The sequence below is a fragment of the Saccharopolyspora griseoalba genome (assembly GCF_042665275.1).
GTDB lineage: Bacteria > Actinomycetota > Actinomycetes > Mycobacteriales > Pseudonocardiaceae > Saccharopolyspora > Saccharopolyspora griseoalba.
Genome location: NZ_JBHTCJ010000005.1, coordinates 287,384 through 305,041, shown reverse-complemented (window position 1 = coordinate 305,041; position 17,658 = coordinate 287,384). Strand labels below are relative to the sequence as shown.

Annotated in this window: 18 protein-coding genes and 2 tRNA genes; 11 read left to right on the top strand and 9 right to left on the bottom strand. The window is 71.3% G+C overall.

What is annotated here, in order from left to right; all coding sequences use genetic code 11:
* Entirely contained in the window at positions 1–789 is a 789-nt protein-coding gene (locus ACFQRI_RS12580; RefSeq protein ID WP_380667931.1) for an MBL fold metallo-hydrolase, read from the bottom strand.
* A gap of 97 nt (positions 790–886) precedes the next feature.
* Here ACFQRI_RS12580 and ACFQRI_RS12575 point away from each other — a divergent pair, with 97 nt between their 5' ends.
* Positions 887–1,201 (top strand): hypothetical protein, encoded by a 315-nt coding sequence (locus tag ACFQRI_RS12575; protein WP_380667930.1) that lies wholly within the window; start codon positions 887–889, stop codon positions 1,199–1,201.
* A 107-nt stretch (positions 1,202–1,308) separates the two neighbouring features.
* The gene (locus ACFQRI_RS12570) at positions 1,309–2,118 is read left to right on the top strand and encodes an Fpg/Nei family DNA glycosylase (protein ID WP_380667928.1); all 810 of its coding nucleotides are present in this window, start codon (positions 1,309–1,311) and stop codon (positions 2,116–2,118) included.
* Between the two features lie 540 nt (positions 2,119–2,658).
* On the opposite strand, the gene ACFQRI_RS12565 is transcribed toward ACFQRI_RS12570, so the two are convergent.
* From ACFQRI_RS12565 to ACFQRI_RS12545, 5 genes are all read right to left on the bottom strand, one after another.
* Positions 2,659–3,399: a hypothetical protein gene (locus ACFQRI_RS12565; protein WP_380667926.1), complete on the bottom strand. Its 741-nt coding sequence runs from the start codon at positions 3,397–3,399 to the stop codon at positions 2,659–2,661.
* Positions 3,400–3,455: 56 nt separating this feature from the next.
* Positions 3,456–4,655 carry a GNAT family N-acetyltransferase gene (locus ACFQRI_RS12560; RefSeq protein ID WP_380667924.1) on the bottom strand — a complete coding sequence of 400 codons (1,200 nt, stop codon included), beginning with the start codon at positions 4,653–4,655 and terminating at the stop codon, positions 3,456–3,458.
* A 40-nt stretch (positions 4,656–4,695) separates the two neighbouring features.
* Complete coding sequence (locus tag ACFQRI_RS12555; protein ID WP_380667921.1) at positions 4,696–5,322, bottom strand: 2'-5' RNA ligase family protein; 627 nt, start codon at positions 5,320–5,322, stop codon at positions 4,696–4,698.
* Between the two features lie 60 nt (positions 5,323–5,382).
* Entirely contained in the window at positions 5,383–6,846 is a 1,464-nt protein-coding gene (locus ACFQRI_RS12550; protein WP_380667919.1) for an MDR family MFS transporter, read from the bottom strand.
* Positions 6,847–7,215: 369 nt separating this feature from the next.
* Positions 7,216–7,286: transfer RNA gene (locus tag ACFQRI_RS12545), tRNA-Gly, on the bottom strand.
* Positions 7,287–7,414: 128 nt separating this feature from the next.
* Between ACFQRI_RS12545 and ACFQRI_RS12540 the strand changes: the two genes are divergently transcribed.
* Together ACFQRI_RS12540 and ACFQRI_RS12535 are read left to right on the top strand one after the other, a co-directional pair.
* A tRNA-Pro gene (locus tag ACFQRI_RS12540) sits at positions 7,415–7,488 on the top strand.
* A 134-nt stretch (positions 7,489–7,622) separates the two neighbouring features.
* Positions 7,623–7,817 (top strand): hypothetical protein, encoded by a 195-nt coding sequence (locus ACFQRI_RS12535; protein ID WP_380667917.1) that lies wholly within the window; start codon positions 7,623–7,625, stop codon positions 7,815–7,817.
* On the opposite strand, the gene ACFQRI_RS12530 is transcribed toward ACFQRI_RS12535, so the two are convergent.
* Positions 7,804–8,706 (bottom strand): sucrase ferredoxin, encoded by a 903-nt coding sequence (locus ACFQRI_RS12530; RefSeq protein ID WP_380667915.1) that lies wholly within the window; start codon positions 8,704–8,706, stop codon positions 7,804–7,806. The genes ACFQRI_RS12535 and ACFQRI_RS12530 overlap by 14 nt on opposite strands.
* Positions 8,707–8,879: 173 nt before the next feature.
* On the opposite strand from ACFQRI_RS12530, the gene tig reads away from it, so the two are divergent.
* The 5 genes from tig (at position 8,880) to ACFQRI_RS12505 (ending at position 14,171) form a co-directional block, all read left to right on the top strand.
* Positions 8,880–10,253 carry a trigger factor gene (gene tig, locus ACFQRI_RS12525; protein ID WP_380667913.1) on the top strand — a complete coding sequence of 458 codons (1,374 nt, stop codon included), beginning with the start codon at positions 8,880–8,882 and terminating at the stop codon, positions 10,251–10,253.
* A 257-nt stretch (positions 10,254–10,510) separates the two neighbouring features.
* The gene (locus tag ACFQRI_RS12520) at positions 10,511–11,137 is read left to right on the top strand and encodes an ATP-dependent Clp protease proteolytic subunit (protein WP_380667910.1); all 627 of its coding nucleotides are present in this window, start codon (positions 10,511–10,513) and stop codon (positions 11,135–11,137) included.
* 40 nt (positions 11,138–11,177) lie between these two features.
* A complete protein-coding gene (locus ACFQRI_RS12515) occupies positions 11,178–11,807 on the top strand; it encodes an ATP-dependent Clp protease proteolytic subunit (RefSeq protein ID WP_380667908.1) in 630 nt (209 codons plus the stop codon).
* Between the two features lie 248 nt (positions 11,808–12,055).
* Complete coding sequence (gene clpX / locus ACFQRI_RS12510) at positions 12,056–13,336, top strand: ATP-dependent Clp protease ATP-binding subunit ClpX (RefSeq protein ID WP_380667906.1); 1,281 nt, start codon at positions 12,056–12,058, stop codon at positions 13,334–13,336.
* A 196-nt stretch (positions 13,337–13,532) separates the two neighbouring features.
* Positions 13,533–14,171: an RBBP9/YdeN family alpha/beta hydrolase gene (locus ACFQRI_RS12505; RefSeq protein WP_380667904.1), complete on the top strand. Its 639-nt coding sequence runs from the start codon at positions 13,533–13,535 to the stop codon at positions 14,169–14,171.
* Between the two features lie 133 nt (positions 14,172–14,304).
* Here ACFQRI_RS12505 and ACFQRI_RS12500 read toward each other — a convergent pair whose 3' ends face one another.
* Both ACFQRI_RS12500 and fdhD read right to left on the bottom strand, forming a co-directional pair.
* A complete protein-coding gene (locus ACFQRI_RS12500; protein WP_380667902.1) occupies positions 14,305–15,153 on the bottom strand; it encodes an alpha/beta hydrolase in 849 nt (282 codons plus the stop codon).
* Between the two features lie 61 nt (positions 15,154–15,214).
* Entirely contained in the window at positions 15,215–16,051 is an 837-nt protein-coding gene (gene fdhD / locus ACFQRI_RS12495) for a formate dehydrogenase accessory sulfurtransferase FdhD (protein ID WP_380667900.1), read from the bottom strand.
* Between the two features lie 66 nt (positions 16,052–16,117).
* Here fdhD and ACFQRI_RS12490 point away from each other — a divergent pair, with 66 nt between their 5' ends.
* Complete coding sequence (locus ACFQRI_RS12490) at positions 16,118–17,500, top strand: L-lactate MFS transporter (protein ID WP_380667898.1); 1,383 nt, start codon at positions 16,118–16,120, stop codon at positions 17,498–17,500.
* The gene (locus ACFQRI_RS27115; RefSeq protein WP_417750619.1) at positions 17,497–17,613 is read left to right on the top strand and encodes an MFS transporter small subunit; all 117 of its coding nucleotides are present in this window, start codon (positions 17,497–17,499) and stop codon (positions 17,611–17,613) included. The genes ACFQRI_RS12490 and ACFQRI_RS27115 overlap by 4 nt, the downstream gene beginning before the upstream one ends.
* The last annotated feature ends 45 nt before the right edge of the window (positions 17,614–17,658 follow it).

Here is a 17,658-nt window from a genome sequence, read left to right as displayed (position 1 = left end):
CTAGTCCGAACGGAGCAGTGCGGCGCGCGTGGTTTCGGCGGGGAAGGGCGAATCGCGAACGGCCTCAGGCGCCGTCAACCGCCCGGCGCGGTGAGCGGCGCAGAGCTCGGCCAGCCGGGCGAGCTCGTCGCGCTGACCGCGGGCGAACTCGGGGCCCACCGGGTCGCCGTGGCCGGGCACGATCGTGCGGGCTTTCAGCGCGAGCACGGCGTCCACCGCGGCGGGCCAGCGCAGCGGGTGGGCGTCCTCGAAGTCCGGCGGGCCGCCCTGCTCGACCAGATCGCCGACGAACGCGGTTGCGGCGTCGGGGATCTCGACGACCAGGTCGTGATCGGTGTGCCCGGGGCCGGGGTGCAGCAACCGCGCCGCTCGACCGCCGAGGTCGAGCTCGACGGCGGCGCGCACCAGGCGGTCCGGCTCTCCGGGCGCGGATTCGGCGAGCGCGCGGGCGGTTTCGGGATCCGCGGTCCGGTAGTGCTCGACCCAGCGCTCGCGCTGGGCGTGCGCGGTCGCCGACAGGTGCGCGGGGCAGCGCTCGTGCGCCCACACCGGTGCGGGCAGGAACGCCGAGGTCCCGAAGCAGTGGTCGAAGTGCCCGTGGGTGAGCACCACCTGCCAGGGCAGCCCGGTCACCGACCGGATCGCCCCGGCCAGCTCCGCGCCCTGCCGGTGATCACCGCGGGTGTCGATGACCAGCGCCGACTCCGCGCCGAGCACCAGACCCGTGGAGAGGTCCAACTCCTCGTGCCGCCGAACCAGCACCCCCTCCGCGATCTCGACCCAGCTCATGCTGCTCAGCCTAGGGCGGGTGGCGGCCCGGCCGGAATCCGCGCCCGAACCGGCTCGATCGCTGCCGGGGGAGGAGCGGGTTTGCCACACTGGGGACGTGATCGCAGGACGTTTCCGCACGTCGTTGGTGGCCGTCGTGGTGACCGCGGTGGTCGTGGCCGCGCTGTTCGCGCTGAACCGGGCGTTGTCGCCGGTGCTCATCGGGGGCCCGGGGTCGACCTGCCCGCAGCCGGACTGCGCGCTCGGTGCGGGCCTGTGGCTGATCGCGGGCGCGGTGGTCGCGGTCCTGGCCTCGCTGCTCACGGGGCTGGTGTTCGGCGCGGAGCGGGCATTTCGGCGGGGGCTGGTGGTCGCGCTGTGCTGCGCCGGGGCCTACCTGCTGGAGTCCGCGGTGGTGTGGGTGCTGATCTGAGGCGCGACCGCGCCCGGGGCCGGACCGCGCGAGGACGTTCCTAGACTGGTCGGGTTGGTTTTGGCGTTGGCGGTTCGGCCTGGAACCGCTCGGTGCGGGGAGGGTCGTTGCCGGAGGGGCACACGCTGCATCGGTTGGCCGGGGTGCACGGCGAGCTGTTCGCCGGGCACGAGGTCGAGGTCAGCAGTCCGCAGGGGCGCTTCGCCGGGAGCGCTTCGGCGCTCAGCGGGGCGGTGTTCGAGAAGGCCGAGGCGCACGGCAAGCACCTGTTCCACTTCTACGGCGACGACCGCGTCGTGCACGTCCACCTCGGGCTGTACGGCACGTTCACCGAGGCCGAGCTGCCGGTCCTGGAACCCCGCGGGCAGGTCCGGATGCGCGTCGTGGGCCCCACGCACTGGACCGACCTGCGCGGCCCGACCAGCTGCGAGCTGCTCACCGCCGAGGAGGCCGACGCGGTGCGCGGCAAGCTCGGCCCGGACCCGCTGCGCGCCGATGCCGACCCGGAGCGCGCGTGGCAGCGGATCTCGCGGTCGCGGAGCTCGGTCGCCGCGCTGCTGATGGACCAGAAGATCCTCGCCGGCGTCGGCAACGTCTACCGGGCCGAGGTGCTGTTCCGGCACGGCATCGAGCCGATGACCCCGGGGCGCTCGCTGGGCCGGGAGCGCTGGGAGCTGATCTGGTCCGACCTGGTCGAGCTGATGGCCGACGGGGTGCGGGTCGGGCGCATCGACACGGTCCGCGACGAGCACCTGCCCGAGGTCACCGGCCGGGCTCCGCGCCAGGACCGGCACGGCGGGGAGGTCTACGTCTACCGCCGCGCCGGGATGCCCTGCCTGGTGTGCGGCACCGAGATCCGCACCGGGGATCTGGTCGGGCGCAAGCTCTACTGGTGCCCCACCTGCCAGGCCGGCTGATCGCTGCTACGGGCTGCTGTTCTGGACCAACCGCGGGCAGCCGCGCACCAGCGCGAACCTGCCCGGCGCGCAGACCGCGCAGCACGAGATGATCCCGAGCGCGCCGCGCGACCTCTACGCGATGGTCGGGGCGCTGCACCAGAACAACCCCGTCATCCCGAGCTTGAACATGACGGCGTCCTGGACCGGGGCCTTCGGCGACACGGCCACCAACCCGGGGGCGTTCAGCGGCAGCCCCGGACCTGTACTGCGAGTTCTTCCGCATCCTGATGCGCGGCGTGCGGGACCAGCACGTCCCCGATCCCGGTCCCTGCGCGGCCCCACCGGGGGACTTCGCCGTCGACCCGCGCACCTTCGCCGAACCCGCCGTGCTGCTGCGCGACCTCGCGCCGAACCGCGAGTGCAACCTCGTGGTGTGCGGCGGAACCGCGCCCGTGAAGGGACTCGCGCAGAACGGCGAAGCCCTCGCCGGGAACCTGCTCGGCTCGCTGCCCCGAGGCGGGCGGGGAGGGCCGAGCCCCGTCCCGCCACCGCGATGGATCAGAAGCCGAAGCCACCGATGTCGAAGCCGTCCATCCCGCCGCCGTCGTTGAACCCGTCGAGACCCTCCGCGCCGCCGTCCGCACCCGGATCGCCGGCGGACATGGCATCGGCGTTGGCGGCCTCGGCGGGGACGGTGGTCATGCCCGCGAACATCGCGCCCATCAGGACGTAGGAACCCGCGGTCCACATCCCCGCCGCCATCGCCGGCTTCCACCACGGGTCGCTGTACCAGCCCTGCGGAACGGGGCGCCCGGCGACCGTGCCGCCGGGGTAGTAGTGCGGGGTGCGCTCGGTCGGCTCCGGCGACGCGACCCGCTGCTCGCCGTCGACCTCGACCTCGCGGAACTCGCTGACCGATCCCGCGTAGCGCTGGCCGTTGAGCGCGGGCAGCTCGGGCCCCGGGTCGAGGTCCATGGCCAGCCGCGCCGCGCGCACGTAGTAGAGGCCTTCGAGGGCGGACTCGGTGGTCAGGCGGGCCTGGTGGGAGCTGGTGGCCTGTTGGAGCTGGCTCACCGCCGCCGCGTGCCGCTCGGCGGCATCGGCCAGCGCCTGCTTGGCGGGCTCGGTGGTGCCCACGAGGTTGAGCACCTGGCCGCCGAGGCGCTCGGTCCAGCGCCGGGCCTCGGCCTGGTCGTCCTCGAACTGCGCGCGCCGCCGCTCCAGCACCTTGTGCCGGGACCACCAGATCGCGCCGATGACGAGCACCAGCGCGATCAGCAGGACTACCAGTGCGGTCATCGCTGCCTCCCGTGGGCAGAGCCGTTGCTTCCGACGGTACTCGCCGCACCGGGGGGCTAGAAGGCGTCCGGGCAGTTCGGCGGCCGGTCGGTCGCGAACGCCCGCGAAGCCGCGGCCAGCGCGCCCGCCTCGTGCTCGCGGACCCGGCCCGCGGCGGCCAGCGAGGTCAGCGTGGTGCCACCGAGGTAGGCCGCGGCCAGATCGGCCACGTCGAGGGTCAGCTGCGCTGGGGATTCGGTGCGCGAGACCGCGACCTCCGGCGCGGTGCGCAACCGCCAGCGGCCCGCGTTCCACGGGCAGAAGTCGTCGGAGACCTCCAGCACCACGTCGGCCTCGGCGGCGTACCCGCGAGCGGGCAGCGCGGCCGCGACGTCGATCAACCGCAGCCACAGCCCGTCGAAGTGCTGCTGACGGGCGGCGCGGGGATCGGCCAGCAGGTGCACGATCGGCTCGTCGGCGGCGGCCTTCGGCCAGACCACCTCGGCGGCGAGGTCGAAGTCCAGCAGGTAGCGCCACAGCGCGGCGTAGGCCTGCGGGGTCTCGGCGGCCAGCGCGACGATCTCCAGCTCGTAGTTCGGGCCGCGGCCGGTCCAGTCCGGTTTCCCGCGGTAGACGACGTGGCCCTGCGGGTGCAGCGCGAATCGGTCGGGCCGGTTCCCGGCGCTCCGGCGCATCCGCTCGCGGGCTTCCCAGGCGTCGCCGTCGCGGGCCAACCAACCGGCGCGGTGCGGGAAGATCCGCGCGTGCTGCCGCTGGAACTCGGCCCGCGCGCGTTCCAGCGGGAGCTCGCGCACCGGCTGCTCGTCGATCTCCGCACCCGGCCGGAACCGCGCGCCGCGCGGGATCTCCAGGTGGTTCGACGTGCTGGCCGGGCCGTAGCCGTAGCGCCCGTAGATCGCGCCCTCGGAGGCGTGGAGCGCGGCCAGCGGAACCCCGGCCGCGCGCAGCCCGTCGAGCTGGCGGCGCATCAGGGCGGTGGCCGCCCCGCGTCGCCGGTGGCCGGGTTTGACGCCCACGGTGGTCACCGCGGCGACCGGGCGGACGACGCCGCCGGGCAGGGCGATCGCCTCGTCGTAGTGCCCGGCGACGCCGATCAGCTCCGAGCCGTCGCAGACCCCGATGGGGCGGATGTGGTCGACCAGGGGCCGCCAGCGCTCGATCTCGTCGTCGGTGTCCTGGAGGAACGCCGCGCCGAAGACGGCGGGGAACTCGTCCAGCTCGGCATCGGTGAGCTCGCGGGCGTCGAGGTCGGCCATGCGACCTTCCTAGCGCTTCCCACCGACGGCGGCGAGCGGATTACCCGCCGAGCGGGACCTCGGCGATGGTCTCCCACTCGGTGCTGGAGTGATCGCGGTTGAGCTTGACCAGCGACAGCGCCGGGATCTTCGCGGTGGCCGGCTCGACCTGGGTGGCCGAGAGGGTGGCGATGGCGAAGATCGCCGGACCGTCGGTGGTGGAGTGCGCGAGGCTGACGTGCTTGTCGATGTCCTCGGGCTCCGGCGGCACCCCGTCCTCGCCGAGGACCTCCGCGGTCGCCGCGCGCACCGCCGACCGCAGCTCCATCACCGAGGACTGGGGCTCGGCCGGCAGGGCCAGCGACTCCGGCAGCACCACGGCGTGGTGGAAGGCCAGGGTCAGCGGCAGCACCTCGGTCAGACGGCTGCGCGTGGCCTCCAGCAGGGACTGGACGCGCGACTCGTCGATCTCGTCGGTGAAGCCGACCTCCTGCACCAGAATGTGCATCCATTCCAGCGGGACCAGGTCGAAGCCGGGCAGATCCCGCAGCGCGTACTGGTAGTCGTTGACCAGCTTGCGCAAACCGGGCTGCTCCGCCAGCGGCAGCACCCAGGCGTAGCCGGTGCGGCCGGCGTGCCAACCGGGACGCCAGCGGGTGTGGTTTCGAACCTGATCGGCATGTGGCATGTCGGTCACCCCTCACATAGTGCCCGGACTAGTCCGGAAGTGGGGCGCGCTTGACCTATCTCACGGATTCGACGGCTCGGGTTCACCCTTGCGTGCGGTGGCGTTCGGGCGGTCGAGAGTGGCCGCGGCATCGTCGTCGCGCACCCGCAGTGTGAGCACCATACCCAGCGCCGCGAAGACCACCGAGACCAGGAACGCGCCGTGGAAGGCGTCCATCTGCACCTGGGCCATCTGCGCAGGTGCGGACGGGTCCGCGCCCGCCGCCCCGCGGGTGGTGAGCACGGTGAGCACGGTGGCCACGACCGCGGTGCCCAGCGCGGTGGCGACCTGCCTGCTGACGTTGAACATGGAGCTGGCCATGCCCATCGAGGCACCCGAGATCTGCGCGAAGGTCGCGGTCTGCACCGGGGTCATCAGCAGGCCCATCGCCACGCCCTGGGCGCTGAGCACGGCGACCAGCAGCCACACCGAGGTGTGCAGGCCCTGCAGCTGCAGCAGCAGCCCGTTGACGATCTGCACCGCGAAGCCGGCCAGCACCAGCCGCTTGGGGCCGATGCGCCCGTAGACCCGGCTGACCACCTGGGTGGTGAGCAGCATGACCACGGCCTGCGGCATGAGCACCAGGCCCGCCGACAGCGGGGAGAAGCCGCGCAGGTTCTGCAGGTAGAGCGGGATGAGGAACAGCACGCCGAACATCGCCCCGGTCATGCAGATCAGCAGCACGTTGCCGATGCCGAACATGCGGTTGGCCAGCAGCCGCAGCTCCAGCATGGGCTTGCGCACCCGCAGCTCCCGCCAGACCAGCGCGGCGATCAGCAGCGCGGCGGCGCCGAGCGCGATCCACACCGGGAGCCCGGTCCAGCCCTCCTGCGATCCCAGGTCGAGCCCGTAGAGCAGCGAGGCCAGCCCGGCCCCGGCGAAGACGAACCCGGGCACGTCGAAGCGGCCGGGATCGCGGGTGGCCTCCTCCTTGAGGAAGAGGACGGTGAACAGCAGGGCCACCGCCCCGACCGGCACGTTGATGAAGAAGATCCACCGCCAGCTGGCGTACTGGACGAGGAAACCGCCCAGCAGCGGTCCGAGCATCGGGGCGATGGTGATCGGGATCGACAGCACGGCGCCGGCCTTGGCCCGCTCGTGCGCGGGGAAGGCCCGGAACATCATCGCCTGCCCCACGGGCACCAGCATGCCGCCGCCGACGCCCTGCAGGAACCGGGCTCCGACCAGCATCCACATCTCGGTCGCGAGCCCGCACAGCACCGAGGCGACGGTGAAGGTCACCACGGCCAGCTGGAAGGTCTTCCTGCTCCCGAACCGGTCGGCGATCCAGCCGGAAGCGGGGATGAACACCGCCAGGCTGATCATGTAGGAGGTCAGGACCCACTGCAGCTCGCCAGCGCTGACCCCGAACTCCCGACCCAGCGTGGCCAGGGCCACGTTCAAGATCGTCACGTCCAGGATCTGCATGATCAAGGCCAGCACGAACGTGATGCCGACCAACCACTTGTACTCGAGCCGCAGCACGAAACCCCCGAAGATCGAAAGCGGGACCGCTGGAGTGCGGGAGCCGGGCGGGGTGGAACCCCCGACGTCCGGGGTGTCCCGGGAAGGGCTCCAGTCTCCCGCAACTCCCCGACAACCCCCAGCGGAAAATTATTCCACGACAAAACCAACTGCATCGCAGCGCGAAGGGTCGGCGCGGAGCTTCGCGGGAGGACGCGCGGCGGAGCGCGATGCGCGGACGAGCTGAGCAGCGATCGGCGGCGAGGGTTCGTCGCGCCTCCGGTGCGGGCCGGGCCGATCGCCGCACCGCGGGGGCTCGGCCCGCCGCGGGCAAGGCGAAGGGGCGAAGCCGCGGACCGGACTGGGCCCGCGCGCTTCGCCCCGCGGTTGAGCGGGCGACGGGAATCGAACCCGCGTAGCCAGTTTGGAAGACTGGGGCTCTACCATTGAGCTACGCCCGCGTTGCCGGTTTCGCCTCTTCCCGCCGGGCTTTGCCGCGGGCGTCGGCGACCTTGCGTGCCCCACTCTAACGGGTCGCGATAGGCTCCTCGCAACGCACCCGGTGCTTCCGGGTGTGTCGCACGTCGGACGGGGTGTGGCGCAGTTTGGTAGCGCACTCGCTTTGGGTGCGAGGGGTCGTGGGTTCAAATCCCGCCACCCCGACGTGGTGACCGGCTGCTCGCTGCGGCGAGCGGCCGGTTTCGCTCTTCCGCACCGGCCGCCCTGCCGCGTGACCTGCGTCGCGCGGCCGCGGGGTGCGCGGTAACGGTGAGCTGCTGAGGGTCGATTTCCCGGTCATGCGTGAAGCGATGGCGGTGGGTCCCGGCAATCCGCGGTCGGTCCTGGTGGTGTGCGCGCTGCTGTGCGCGGCCGTCGCGGGTCTGATCGCGGTGTCGCTGCTGGTCCCGGGGCCGCCGGTGGCGCCGGCCCTCTCGGGGGCGGACGGCTCGATCCACACGGCGGTGACCCCGACGGGATCTAGCGCCGGATGACGCGGGCCCGCAGCGCGAAGGGGCGCACGGCGTCCTTGCCGCAGCTGTTCGCGCGCGGCGGGTCGAGCTCCTCGGCGCGCACGGCGACGCGCCAGCACCGACCGTCGCGGTGGTGCACCTCGACCTCGGTGTGCTCGTCGGTCTCGCTCGCGGCGCCGACCTCCAGGGCGTCGGCGTGGTCCTCGCCGAGCTCGCGGCGCACGGCGATCTCGGCGGCCTGGCCCGCTCGGCTCCACGCGGACCGCCCGCGCAGCCCGTCGAGGGAGACCTTGCCCGCGGCCGCGGCGGCCAGCGCGGAGTCGACCTGGTGGCTGGTCAGCCGCCCGTAGGTGTAACCGGTGGGCAGCAGCACCGCGGCGGGGGCGAAGCGGTGACCTCCGGTGTGCGTGGTCTCCCAGATCGCCTCCCGGCGGTGCTCGCCGACCCGTTCGACGAGCTCGCGCCCGAGCACCGCGCAGCACCGGTCGCGGCGCCCGTTGGTGCACACCAGCAGCACCGGGTCGGCGGGTTCGCCCCAGCCGTCGTGCCGACCGGCCGCGATCCGCGCGAAGTCGAGGCCGAGCAGCTCGGCGGGGTCGTCGACGGTGCGCTCGCGCAGCCATCCGCCCGGCGCGCTGTGGCCGAGCAGCACCTGCCGGGGGCCGCCGGTGTCGGCGTGCGGGCCGGGGCGGCGCACGAGCTGCACCCGCACGCCGTGCGCGCTCGCGCGCCGGTCGAGCTCGCGCCCGAGGTCGGGGTCCAGGTGGCTCTGCAGCAGCGCGTTGTGGCCCCACGGTCCGCGCTGCTCGAGGCACAGCCAGGCGGTGGCGACCGCGGCCGTCCCGGGCAGCGGTTCGCCCAGGGCTCGTGCCAGCCCTGCGCAGGTGGTCTCGGCGGTGGTGGAGCGCACGCCCCCACTCAAGCACGCCGGACGCGCGGCCCGCTGACGGCCTTGTCCGAACCCCGGGCCGTGTGCCCGGTTGGAAAGCAATAGACTCGGTGGTCAGCCCGGCATTGGTCGTGGTGTTCCACCGCGCCCGCAGCTAGCCCGGGGAACCATGCACGTTCGCACTAGGAGACCACGTGAAGAGCACCGTCGAGCACCTGAGCCCGACGCGCGTCCGGATCAACGTCGAGGTGCCGTTCGACGAGCTCAAGCCGAACTTCGACCGCGCGTACAAGGAACTGGCCCAGCAGGTCCGCATCCCCGGCTTCCGCCCGGGCAAGGTCCCGGCCCGCGTGCTGGAGAGCCGCATTGGTCGCGCGCCCGTGCTCGACCAGGTCGTCAACGACGCGGTCCCGGCCAAGTACATGGAGGCCGTGAACACCAACGAGGTGCGCACCCTCGGCCGCCCGGACATCGAGGTGACCAAGATCGAGGACGGCGACGAGGTCGCGTTCACCGCCGAGGTGGACGTCCGTCCGGAGATCACCGTCCCGGCCTTCGGCGAGCTGTCGGTCACCGTCGACGACCTCGAGGTCGACGAGGAGTCGGTGAACCAGGAGCTCGACAACCTGCGCGCCCGCTTCGGCACGCTGAGCGGGGTGGACCGTCCGGCGCAGAACGGCGACTTCGTCAGCATCGACCTGTCCGCGTCGGTGGACGGCCAGGAGGTCGAGGAAGCGCAGACCTCGGGCCTGTCCTACGAGATCGGTTCCGGCCAGCTCATCGACGGCATCGACGACGCGCTGATCGGCGCGAGCGAGGGCGACACCAACACCTTCACGACCCAGCTGCTGGCCGGTGAGCACTCCGGCAAGGACGCCGAGGTCAAGGTCACCCTGCAGTCGGTCAAGGAGCGCCAGCTGCCGGAGGCCGACGACGAGTTCGCCCAGATGGCGAGCGAGTTCGACACGGCCGAAGAGCTCATGGCCGACCTGCGCGACCGCGTCAGCCGGGTCAAGAAGATGGAGCAGGGCATGCAGGCCCGGGACAAGGTCCTGGAGGCCCTGCTGGAGACCGTCGAGGTCCCGCTGCCGGAGAAGGTCGTCGAGCAGGAGATCGAGGCGCGCCAGCACGACGCGGTGCACCCGTTCGACCACGACGAGAAGCGCTTCGAAGAGTGGCTTGAGACGCAGGGCAAGAACCGCGAGCAGTTCGACGCCGAGACCCGCGAGGAAGCCGAGAAGGCGGTCCGCACCCAGCTGGTGCTGGACACCATCGCCGACGCCGAGGGCGTGCAGGTCTCGGACGAGGAGCTGACCCAGCGGATCATCTACCAGGCCCAGCAGTACGGCATGAGCCCGGACCAGTTCGTCCAGCAGGCTCAGGAGGCCGGCCAGATCGGCGCGATGTACGCCGACGTCCGCCGCAGCAAGTCGCTGTTCTCGGTGGTCCGCCAGGCCACCGTCAGCGACGCCTCCGGCAACTCGCTGGACATGGACGAGCTGTTCGGCCCGGAGGAGTCCTCGTCCGAGGAGTCCTCGGAGGCGTCGGAGTCCGCCAAGGCGGAGTGACCCGGGTTACGCGGGACAACTGGAAACGCAAGCTCTGAGCGAACGTGGGCGGTACTGGGAAGCTGGTGCCGCCCACGTTCGTTAGGGTCGGTTGTAGCGGATCACCCGAGTAGGGAAAGCAACACCATCACCTGCGGTCATGGACGACACCCGGCTGGTTCGTCCGGGTCCACTGTGGAAGCGGAGCCGGCGGACCCGAGGCGACCGGAGTGACCAGGGTGGACAAAGGGCCCAATTGTGGGAGAAGGCAGGGAGACGTGACGCAGCACCTGACTGTTCCGGCGTCCGACGCGCAGTCGCCGTCCATGCGGAGCGGCAACAACGGACTCTCGCTCAACGACTCGGTTTACGAGCGGCTGCTGCGGGAGCGGATCATCGTCCTCGGCTCCCAGGTCGAGGACTCGATCTCCAACCAGATCTGCTCGCAGCTGCTGCTGCTGGCGGCTGAGGACCCGGACCGCGACATTTCGCTCTACATCAACTCGCCCGGCGGTTCGGTGACGGCCGGCATGGCGATCTACGACACGATGCAGCTGGTCAAGCCGGACGTGACGACCGTGGCCATGGGCATGGCGGCTTCGATGGGGCAGTTCCTGCTGTCCGCCGGCGCCAAGGGCAAGCGCTTCGCGCTGCCGCACGCGCGGATCATGATGCACCAGCCCTCGGCCGGGCTGGGCGGTACGGCTTCCGACATCGCGATCCAGGCGGAGATGTTCTCCAAGCACAAGCGCGAGATGGCCGCGCTGATCGCGGAGCAGACCGGTCAGACCGTCGAGAAGATCATCACGGACTCGGACCGCGACCGCTGGTTCAACGCCCAGGAGGCCAAGGACTACGGCTTCGTGGACTACGTGGCCAGCGCCGCGAACCTGCCGAGCGCCTGACGTCGACCCGACCGGACCTAGTAACGAGGAGTCACCCGTCGTGAACCCTTACCAGTCTTTGCAGTCCCGGTACGTGCTGCCGTCGTTCGTCGAGCGCACCGCGTACGGGGTCAAGGAGTCCAACCCGTACAACAAGCTGTTCGAGGAGCGCATCGTCTTCCTCGGCGTCCAGGTCGACGACGCGTCCGCCAACGACGTGATGGCGCAGCTGCTGTTCCTGGAGTCCGACGACCCGGACCGCGAGATCCAGATGTACATCAACTCCCCCGGTGGCTCGTTCACCGCGATGATGGCCATCTACGACACCATGCAGTACGTCCGCCCGGACGTCCGCACCATCTGCCTGGGCCAGGCCGCCTCCGCGGCCGCGGTGCTGCTGGCCGGTGGTACCAAGGGCAAGCGCCAGGCGCTGCCGAACTCCCGCGTGCTGATCCACCAGCCGTCCGTCGAGGGCATCTACGGTCAGGTCTCCGACCTGGAGATCCAGGCCGCCGAGGTGCAGCGGATGCGCGAGCTGATGGAGTCGACGCTGGGCAAGCACACCAACCGCTCGGCCGAGCAGGTGCGCGAGGACGTCGACCGCGACAAGATCCTCACCGCCGAGCAGGCCGTGGAGTACGGCATCCTCGACGAGGTCGTGCCGTACCGGAAGCTGTCGCAGCAGACCTGATGCGATGCGTCCCCGCCCGTTCCCAGGGAGTGGGCGGGGACGTTCCCGGTCGTAGGCTGGGGACGGGTGTGCGCGCCACGCCCGGGTTCTCGCCGCGACACGCCGAGGGCGGCGCTGGTCACAGCACGCGCGGCGGTGGCGGACGCTGCGAGTCTCCCCGAACGCGGGGAACGGCAGGTACCGTCGAAGGCACATATCGGTCAGGCGCGCTATCGGAGGGTGCGCCGGAGGGGACGGGGTCAGCGGTCATGGCACGTATCGGTGACGGCGGCGACCTGCTGAAGTGCTCCTTCTGCGGGAAGAGCCAGAAGCAGGTGAAGAAACTCATCGCCGGCCCCGGCGTGTACATCTGCGATGAGTGCATCGATCTCTGCAACGAGATCATCGAGGAAGAGCTGGCGGAGGCCGGCGAGGTCAAGCTCGACGAGCTGCCCAAGCCGAACGAGATCCACGAGTTCCTCGACCAGTACGTCATCGGGCAGGATCCGGCCAAGCGCAATCTGTCGGTCGCGGTCTACAACCACTACAAGCGCATCCAGGCCGGTGAGAAGCGGGAAGCGCGTGGTGAGGAGTCCGTCGAGCTGGCCAAGTCGAACATCCTGATGCTCGGCCCGACCGGCTGCGGCAAGACCTACCTGGCGCAGACCCTGGCCAAGATGCTCAACGTGCCCTTCGCGATCGCCGACGCCACGGCGCTGACCGAGGCCGGTTACGTGGGCGAGGATGTGGAGAACATCCTGCTCAAGCTGATCCAGGCCGCCGACTACGACGTCAAGCGCGCCGAGACCGGCATCATCTACATCGACGAGGTCGACAAGATCGCCCGCAAGAGCGAGAACCCGTCGATCACCCGCGACGTCTCCGGCGAGGGCGTCCAGCAGGCCCTGCTGAAGATCCTGGAGGGCACCACCGCGAGCGTGCCCCCGCAGGGCGGCCGCAAGCACCCGCACCAGGAGTTCATCCAGATCGACACGACGAACGTGCTGTTCATCGTGGCCGGCGCGTTCGCCGGGCTGGACCAGATCGTCGAGGAGCGGGTCGGCAAGCACAGCGTCGGCTTCGGCGCGGACCTGCGCTCGAAGAGCGAGATCGACGCCGCCGACCACTTCGCCGACGTGATGCCCGAGGACCTGATCAAGTACGGGCTGATCCCGGAGTTCATCGGCCGGCTTCCCACCCAGGCCAGCGTCACCAACCTGGACAAGCCCGCGCTGGTGCGGATCCTGACCGAGCCGAAGAACGCCCTGGTCAAGCAGTACAAGCGGCTGTTCGAGCTGGACAACGTCGAGCTGGAGTTCACCAAGACCGCGCTGGAGGCCATCGCCGACCAGGCGATCCTGCGGGGCACCGGGGCGCGCGGGCTGCGCGCGATCCTGGAGGAGGTCCTGCTGCCGGTCATGTACGACATCCCCAGCCGCTCGGACGTGGCCAAGGTCGTGATCACCGAGCAGACCGTGCGGGAGAACGTCAACCCGACGATCGTGGCCCGGCAGGCGGGTCGGCGGGAGCGCCGCGAGAAGTCGGCCTGAGCCGCCCGAAGTCCTGATTGCACCCCGTGCCCGATTGGGCGCGGGGTGTAGTCGTGTCGGCACCTGCTCCCGGGTTCGTGCAGTTCACCGGAATTCGCGCCCGGAAAGCGGTGACACTCGGTGCCGCGTCCTGCGGGCCGAGTGAAAATAGTTGATATTGGATGGCAGCCGCACAGCGACTCCGGGAGAACGTCTCATGAGCGATATGCACGTCCTGCTGGTTCACGGGATGACCGGTGCCGGCCCGTGGCACTGGCAGCAGTGGCTGGCCGGTCGGCTGCGCGAGCAGGACGTGCCGGTGGAGCTCCCCGCGCTCCCGGACCCCGACCGCCCGGACCTGGACCGCTGGCTGGCCGCGCTGCGCGGGCGGCTGGCCTCGGTCCCGCCGGAGGCCGAGCTGGTGGTGGCCACCCACGCGTGCGGTTCGGCGCTGTGGCTGCACCACGCCGCGACCGCGGACGAGGGGATGCGCAGGGCGGACCGGGTGCTCGTGGTGGCCCCGCCGGACCAGGAGTGGCGCCACGAGCGGGCGCGGGGCCTGACGCCCTACCCGGCGGACGCGGCCGCGCTGCGCCGCGCCGCGGGCAGCACCCGGCTGGTGGTGGGCACCGGCGACGAGTACCTGCCGATGCACCGCGCGCACGCGTTGGCCGAGGCGCTGCAGGTCGAGATGGACGTGATCCTCGACGGCGAGCACCTCAACACCCCGGCGGGTTACGGACCCTGGCCGTCGGTGCTGCGCTGGACGCTCTACGGCACGGTCCCGCTCAACGACCGCTACGACACCGACCCCTACACGGCCAACCACGCCCAACCCCGCCTGCGCCTCGCCTGACCCGCTCGTCCCGCGAGCCCGGGCCCGCGGGACCTTTGATGAAAAAGCGACGCCCGGGCTGCGGGACCTTTGATGACAAGAGCGACGCACTCGGTCGGCGGGACTTCCGATGAGAGAAGGGCTGGTCGCGAGCTCAGGCGAGGTGGGGGCCGATGAAGTCCACGAGCTCGGGCATCGCCTTGCGGAAGTAGGCGCGGTTGTGCCTGCCCGGGGTGGTCGAGGCGACGTCCGGGCGGGCCCGCTGGATGAACCGCCGGGTGCCCTTGATGAACCGGTCGGCGTTGCCGCACCACACGCCCAGCGGCAGGTCCCCCAGGGCGTCGACGTGCCGCAGCGGGTCGAGCGAGGCCCACTCGGCCTCGTTGCGGAAGGCGTTGCGGGTGCGCATCGCCTTCCAGCTGGTGAACAGCGCCGGTGAGATCACCCCGGCGGCGCTGACCGGGTCGCCGAGCTCGCGGCGGCGCCGCGCGTAGAGCAGCGCGCCGAACCCGCCCATCGAGATGCCCGAGACCGCCGCGATGCGCCCGCCGGGGCCGCCGAGGCCGCGCTCGGCCAGCCAGCCCGGCACCTCCTCCAGCAGCATCGTCATCGGGTCGTCGTGCCAGTACGAGGTGCGCCCGCCGTCGACGGCCAGCACGGTGAACGGCGGGACGATCCCGCGCTCGAACGACTCCGACAGCCACGTGGGCATCCCGGCGACCAGGTCCAGCGCGTCGCCGTGGCGCCCGTGCAGCATCAGGCACACCGGCAGCCCCTCGGGATCGATGCCCCTCGGGTGCATCACCACCATGTCGACCCTGCGGCCGCGGGAGCGCGAGCGGATCTGCTCCACCGAGACGTTGCCGCCCAGGGGCATGGCCTGGTTGACCGGGATGCCCGTGTCGGTGCTCAGGCCGAGCCCGAGCGCGCCGAGACCGGCGACTCCGGAGGTGAGCACGAACCGCCGCGACATGGCGCGGCCCATCGGTTCCCGATGCGGCAAGCTTCTCCTCCGGATCGCGTTCGAACACCTGCCTCAATCATGTCAAGGCGGGACGTGATCGTCACGTGATCTCGGGCGTCGAAATCCGCTCGGCCCCGGTGTAGACGTTCATCGAGCTGCCGCGCAGGAACCCGATCAGGGTCATGCCCTGCTCCTCGGCCAGGTCCACCGCCAGCGAGGAGGGCGCGGAGACCGCGGTGAGCATCGGCACCCCGGCCATCGCGGCCTTCTGCACCAGCTCGAACGAAGCGCGGCCGGAGACCATCAGCACGCAGCCGGTCAGCGGAACTCGCCGCTCCAGCAGCGCCCAGCCCAGCGCCTTGTCCACCGCGTTGTGCCTGCCCACGTCCTCGCGCACCACCAGCAGCCCTCCGTCGGCGTCGAACAGCCCGGCGGCGTGCAGCCCGCCGGTGGAGTCGAACACGCGTTGCGCGGCGCGCAGCTGCTCCGGAAACCCGATGACCGTCTCGGCGGTCACCGACAGCGGATCGGTCGCGGGGGAGTGCCGGGTGCGCAGCTTGACCGAGTCCAGCGCGGCCTTGCCGCAGACCCCGCAGGAGGAGGTGGTGTAGAAGTTGCGCTCCACCGAGGCGTCCGGTGGTGCGACGCCGGGGGCCAGGGCGATGTCCAGGACGTTGTAGGTGTTGCGCCCGTCCGGCCCGGGGCTGTCGCAGTAGCGCGCGCTGGCCAGCTCCTCGCGATCGCCGATCACGCCCTCGGTGAGCAGGAAGCCGTGCGCCAGCTCCACGTCGTGCCCCGGGGTGCGCATGGTCACCGACAGGGGTTTGCCGTTGACCCGGATCTCCAGCGGTTCCTCGGCGGCCAGGGTGTCCGGCCTGCTGCGGCTGCCGTCCGCCGTGATCTTCAGGACCGGTCGGCGTACTGTCACGCGTCCCATCGGGCCCTCCTCGAGGCAATTGTTTCGGTTTGAACTACTACCTCGTTCAACCCCGTCCCGGACAGTATGCTCGGCGCGCTGATCACCGTCGCGAAGCCGGGAGGCGCCGTGGTGCAGGGCCTGCTGTCCCCCGACCGGATCACCGCTCCACCGGACTGGAGCCGCTGGCTGGTTCCGCCCGCCGCGCTCGCCGTCCACCTGTCGATCGGGCAGGTCTACGCCTGGAGCGTGTTCAAGCCGCCGCTGGAGTCCTCGCTCGGGCTGAGCGGGACGCTCAGCGCCCTGCCCTTCCAGCTGGGCATCGTGATGCTCGGGCTGTCGGCCGCGGTGCTGGGCACCACGGTCGAGCGGCGCGGGCCGCGCTGGGCGATGACGGTCTCGGCGGTGTGCTTCTCCGCCGGGTTCCTGATCTCCGCGCTCGGCGCGGGCACCGGCCAGTACTGGCTGGTGGTGCTGGGCTACGGCGTCGTGGGCGGCATCGGGTTGGGCATCGGCTACATCTCGCCGGTGTCGACCCTGATGAAGTGGTTCCCGGACCGCCCCGGCATGGCCACCGGCATCGCGATCATGGGCTTCGGCGGTGGCGCGCTGATCGCCTCGCCGTGGTCGTCGTCGATGCTGCAGGCCTTCGGCGAGGACCGCACGGGCATCGCGCAGACCTTCCTGGTGCACGGCGTGGTCTACGCGGTGTTCATGTCGCTGGGCGCGCTGCTGGTGCGGGTGCCCGCCCCCGGTTGGAAGCCGAGCGGCGCACCTCCGCAGGTCGTGTCGAAGGCGATGGTCACCACCGCCGACGTCTCGGCGAACAACGCGCTGCGCACGCCGCAGTTCTGGCTGCTGTGGCTGGTGCTGTGCCTCAACGTCACCGCGGGCATCGGCATCCTGGAGAAGGCCTCGCCGATGATCACCGGGTTCTTCGCGGGCAGTTCGACGCCGGTGGCCGCGGGCGCGGCGGCCGGTTTCGTGGCGCTGCTGTCGCTGACCAACATGGCCGGCCGGTTCGTCTGGTCGTCGACTTCGGACCTGGTGGGGCGCAAGAACATCTACCGGCTCTACCTGGGCGGCGGTGCGCTGCTCTACCTCGGGATCCTGCTGTTCGGCGCGTCCGGGGTCCCGGTGTTCGTGCTGTGCGCGATGTTGATCCTGTCCTTCTACGGCGGTGGTTTCGCGACCGTTCCGGCCTACCTGAAGGACCTGTTCGGGACCATGCAGGTCGGCGCGATCCACGGCAGGCTGCTGACCGCCTGGTCGGCGGCCGGCATCTTCGGGCCGCTGATCGTCAACGCGGTCGCCGACGCGCAGGAGGCGGCCGGGGCCACCGGTCCGGCGCTGTACTCGGCCTCGCTCTACATCATGATCGGCCTGCTGCTGGTCGGCTTCGTCGCCAACGAGCTCATCCGCCCGGTCAACCCGAAGTTCCACGAACCGGTCCAGGGAGGTGCCCGATGAACGCCGCCAACCGCCGGACCCTGCTCGTCGTCGCCTGGCTGTGGGTGACCCTCCCGTTCCTGTACGGCCTGGTGTCGCTGATCCAGAAGGTGACCCAGCTCTTCACGGGCTGAGCGGCACCCGTCGCCGGGGCGGTCGCGGCCGCCCCGGCGACTCCG

Coding starts and splice junctions, on each gene's coding strand:
- ACFQRI_RS12505 (WP_380667904.1), top strand. CDS start 13,533: ATGAGCGATATGCACGTCCTGCTGGTTCACGGGATGACCGGTGCCGGC.
- ACFQRI_RS12535 (WP_380667917.1), top strand. CDS start 7,623: ATGCGTGAAGCGATGGCGGTGGGTCCCGGCAATCCGCGGTCGGTCCTG.
- ACFQRI_RS27115 (WP_417750619.1), top strand. CDS start 17,497: ATGAACGCCGCCAACCGCCGGACCCTGCTCGTCGTCGCCTGGCTGTGG.
- fdhD (WP_380667900.1), bottom strand. CDS start 16,051: ATGGGACGCGTGACAGTACGCCGACCGGTCCTGAAGATCACGGCGGAC.
- ACFQRI_RS12580 (WP_380667931.1), bottom strand. CDS start 789: ATGAGCTGGGTCGAGATCGCGGAGGGGGTGCTGGTTCGGCGGCACGAG.
- clpX (WP_380667906.1), top strand. CDS start 12,056: ATGGCACGTATCGGTGACGGCGGCGACCTGCTGAAGTGCTCCTTCTGC.
- ACFQRI_RS12555 (WP_380667921.1), bottom strand. CDS start 5,322: ATGCCACATGCCGATCAGGTTCGAAACCACACCCGCTGGCGTCCCGGT.
- ACFQRI_RS12490 (WP_380667898.1), top strand. CDS start 16,118: ATGCTCGGCGCGCTGATCACCGTCGCGAAGCCGGGAGGCGCCGTGGTG.
- ACFQRI_RS12560 (WP_380667924.1), bottom strand. CDS start 4,655: ATGGCCGACCTCGACGCCCGCGAGCTCACCGATGCCGAGCTGGACGAG.
- ACFQRI_RS12565 (WP_380667926.1), bottom strand. CDS start 3,399: ATGACCGCACTGGTAGTCCTGCTGATCGCGCTGGTGCTCGTCATCGGC.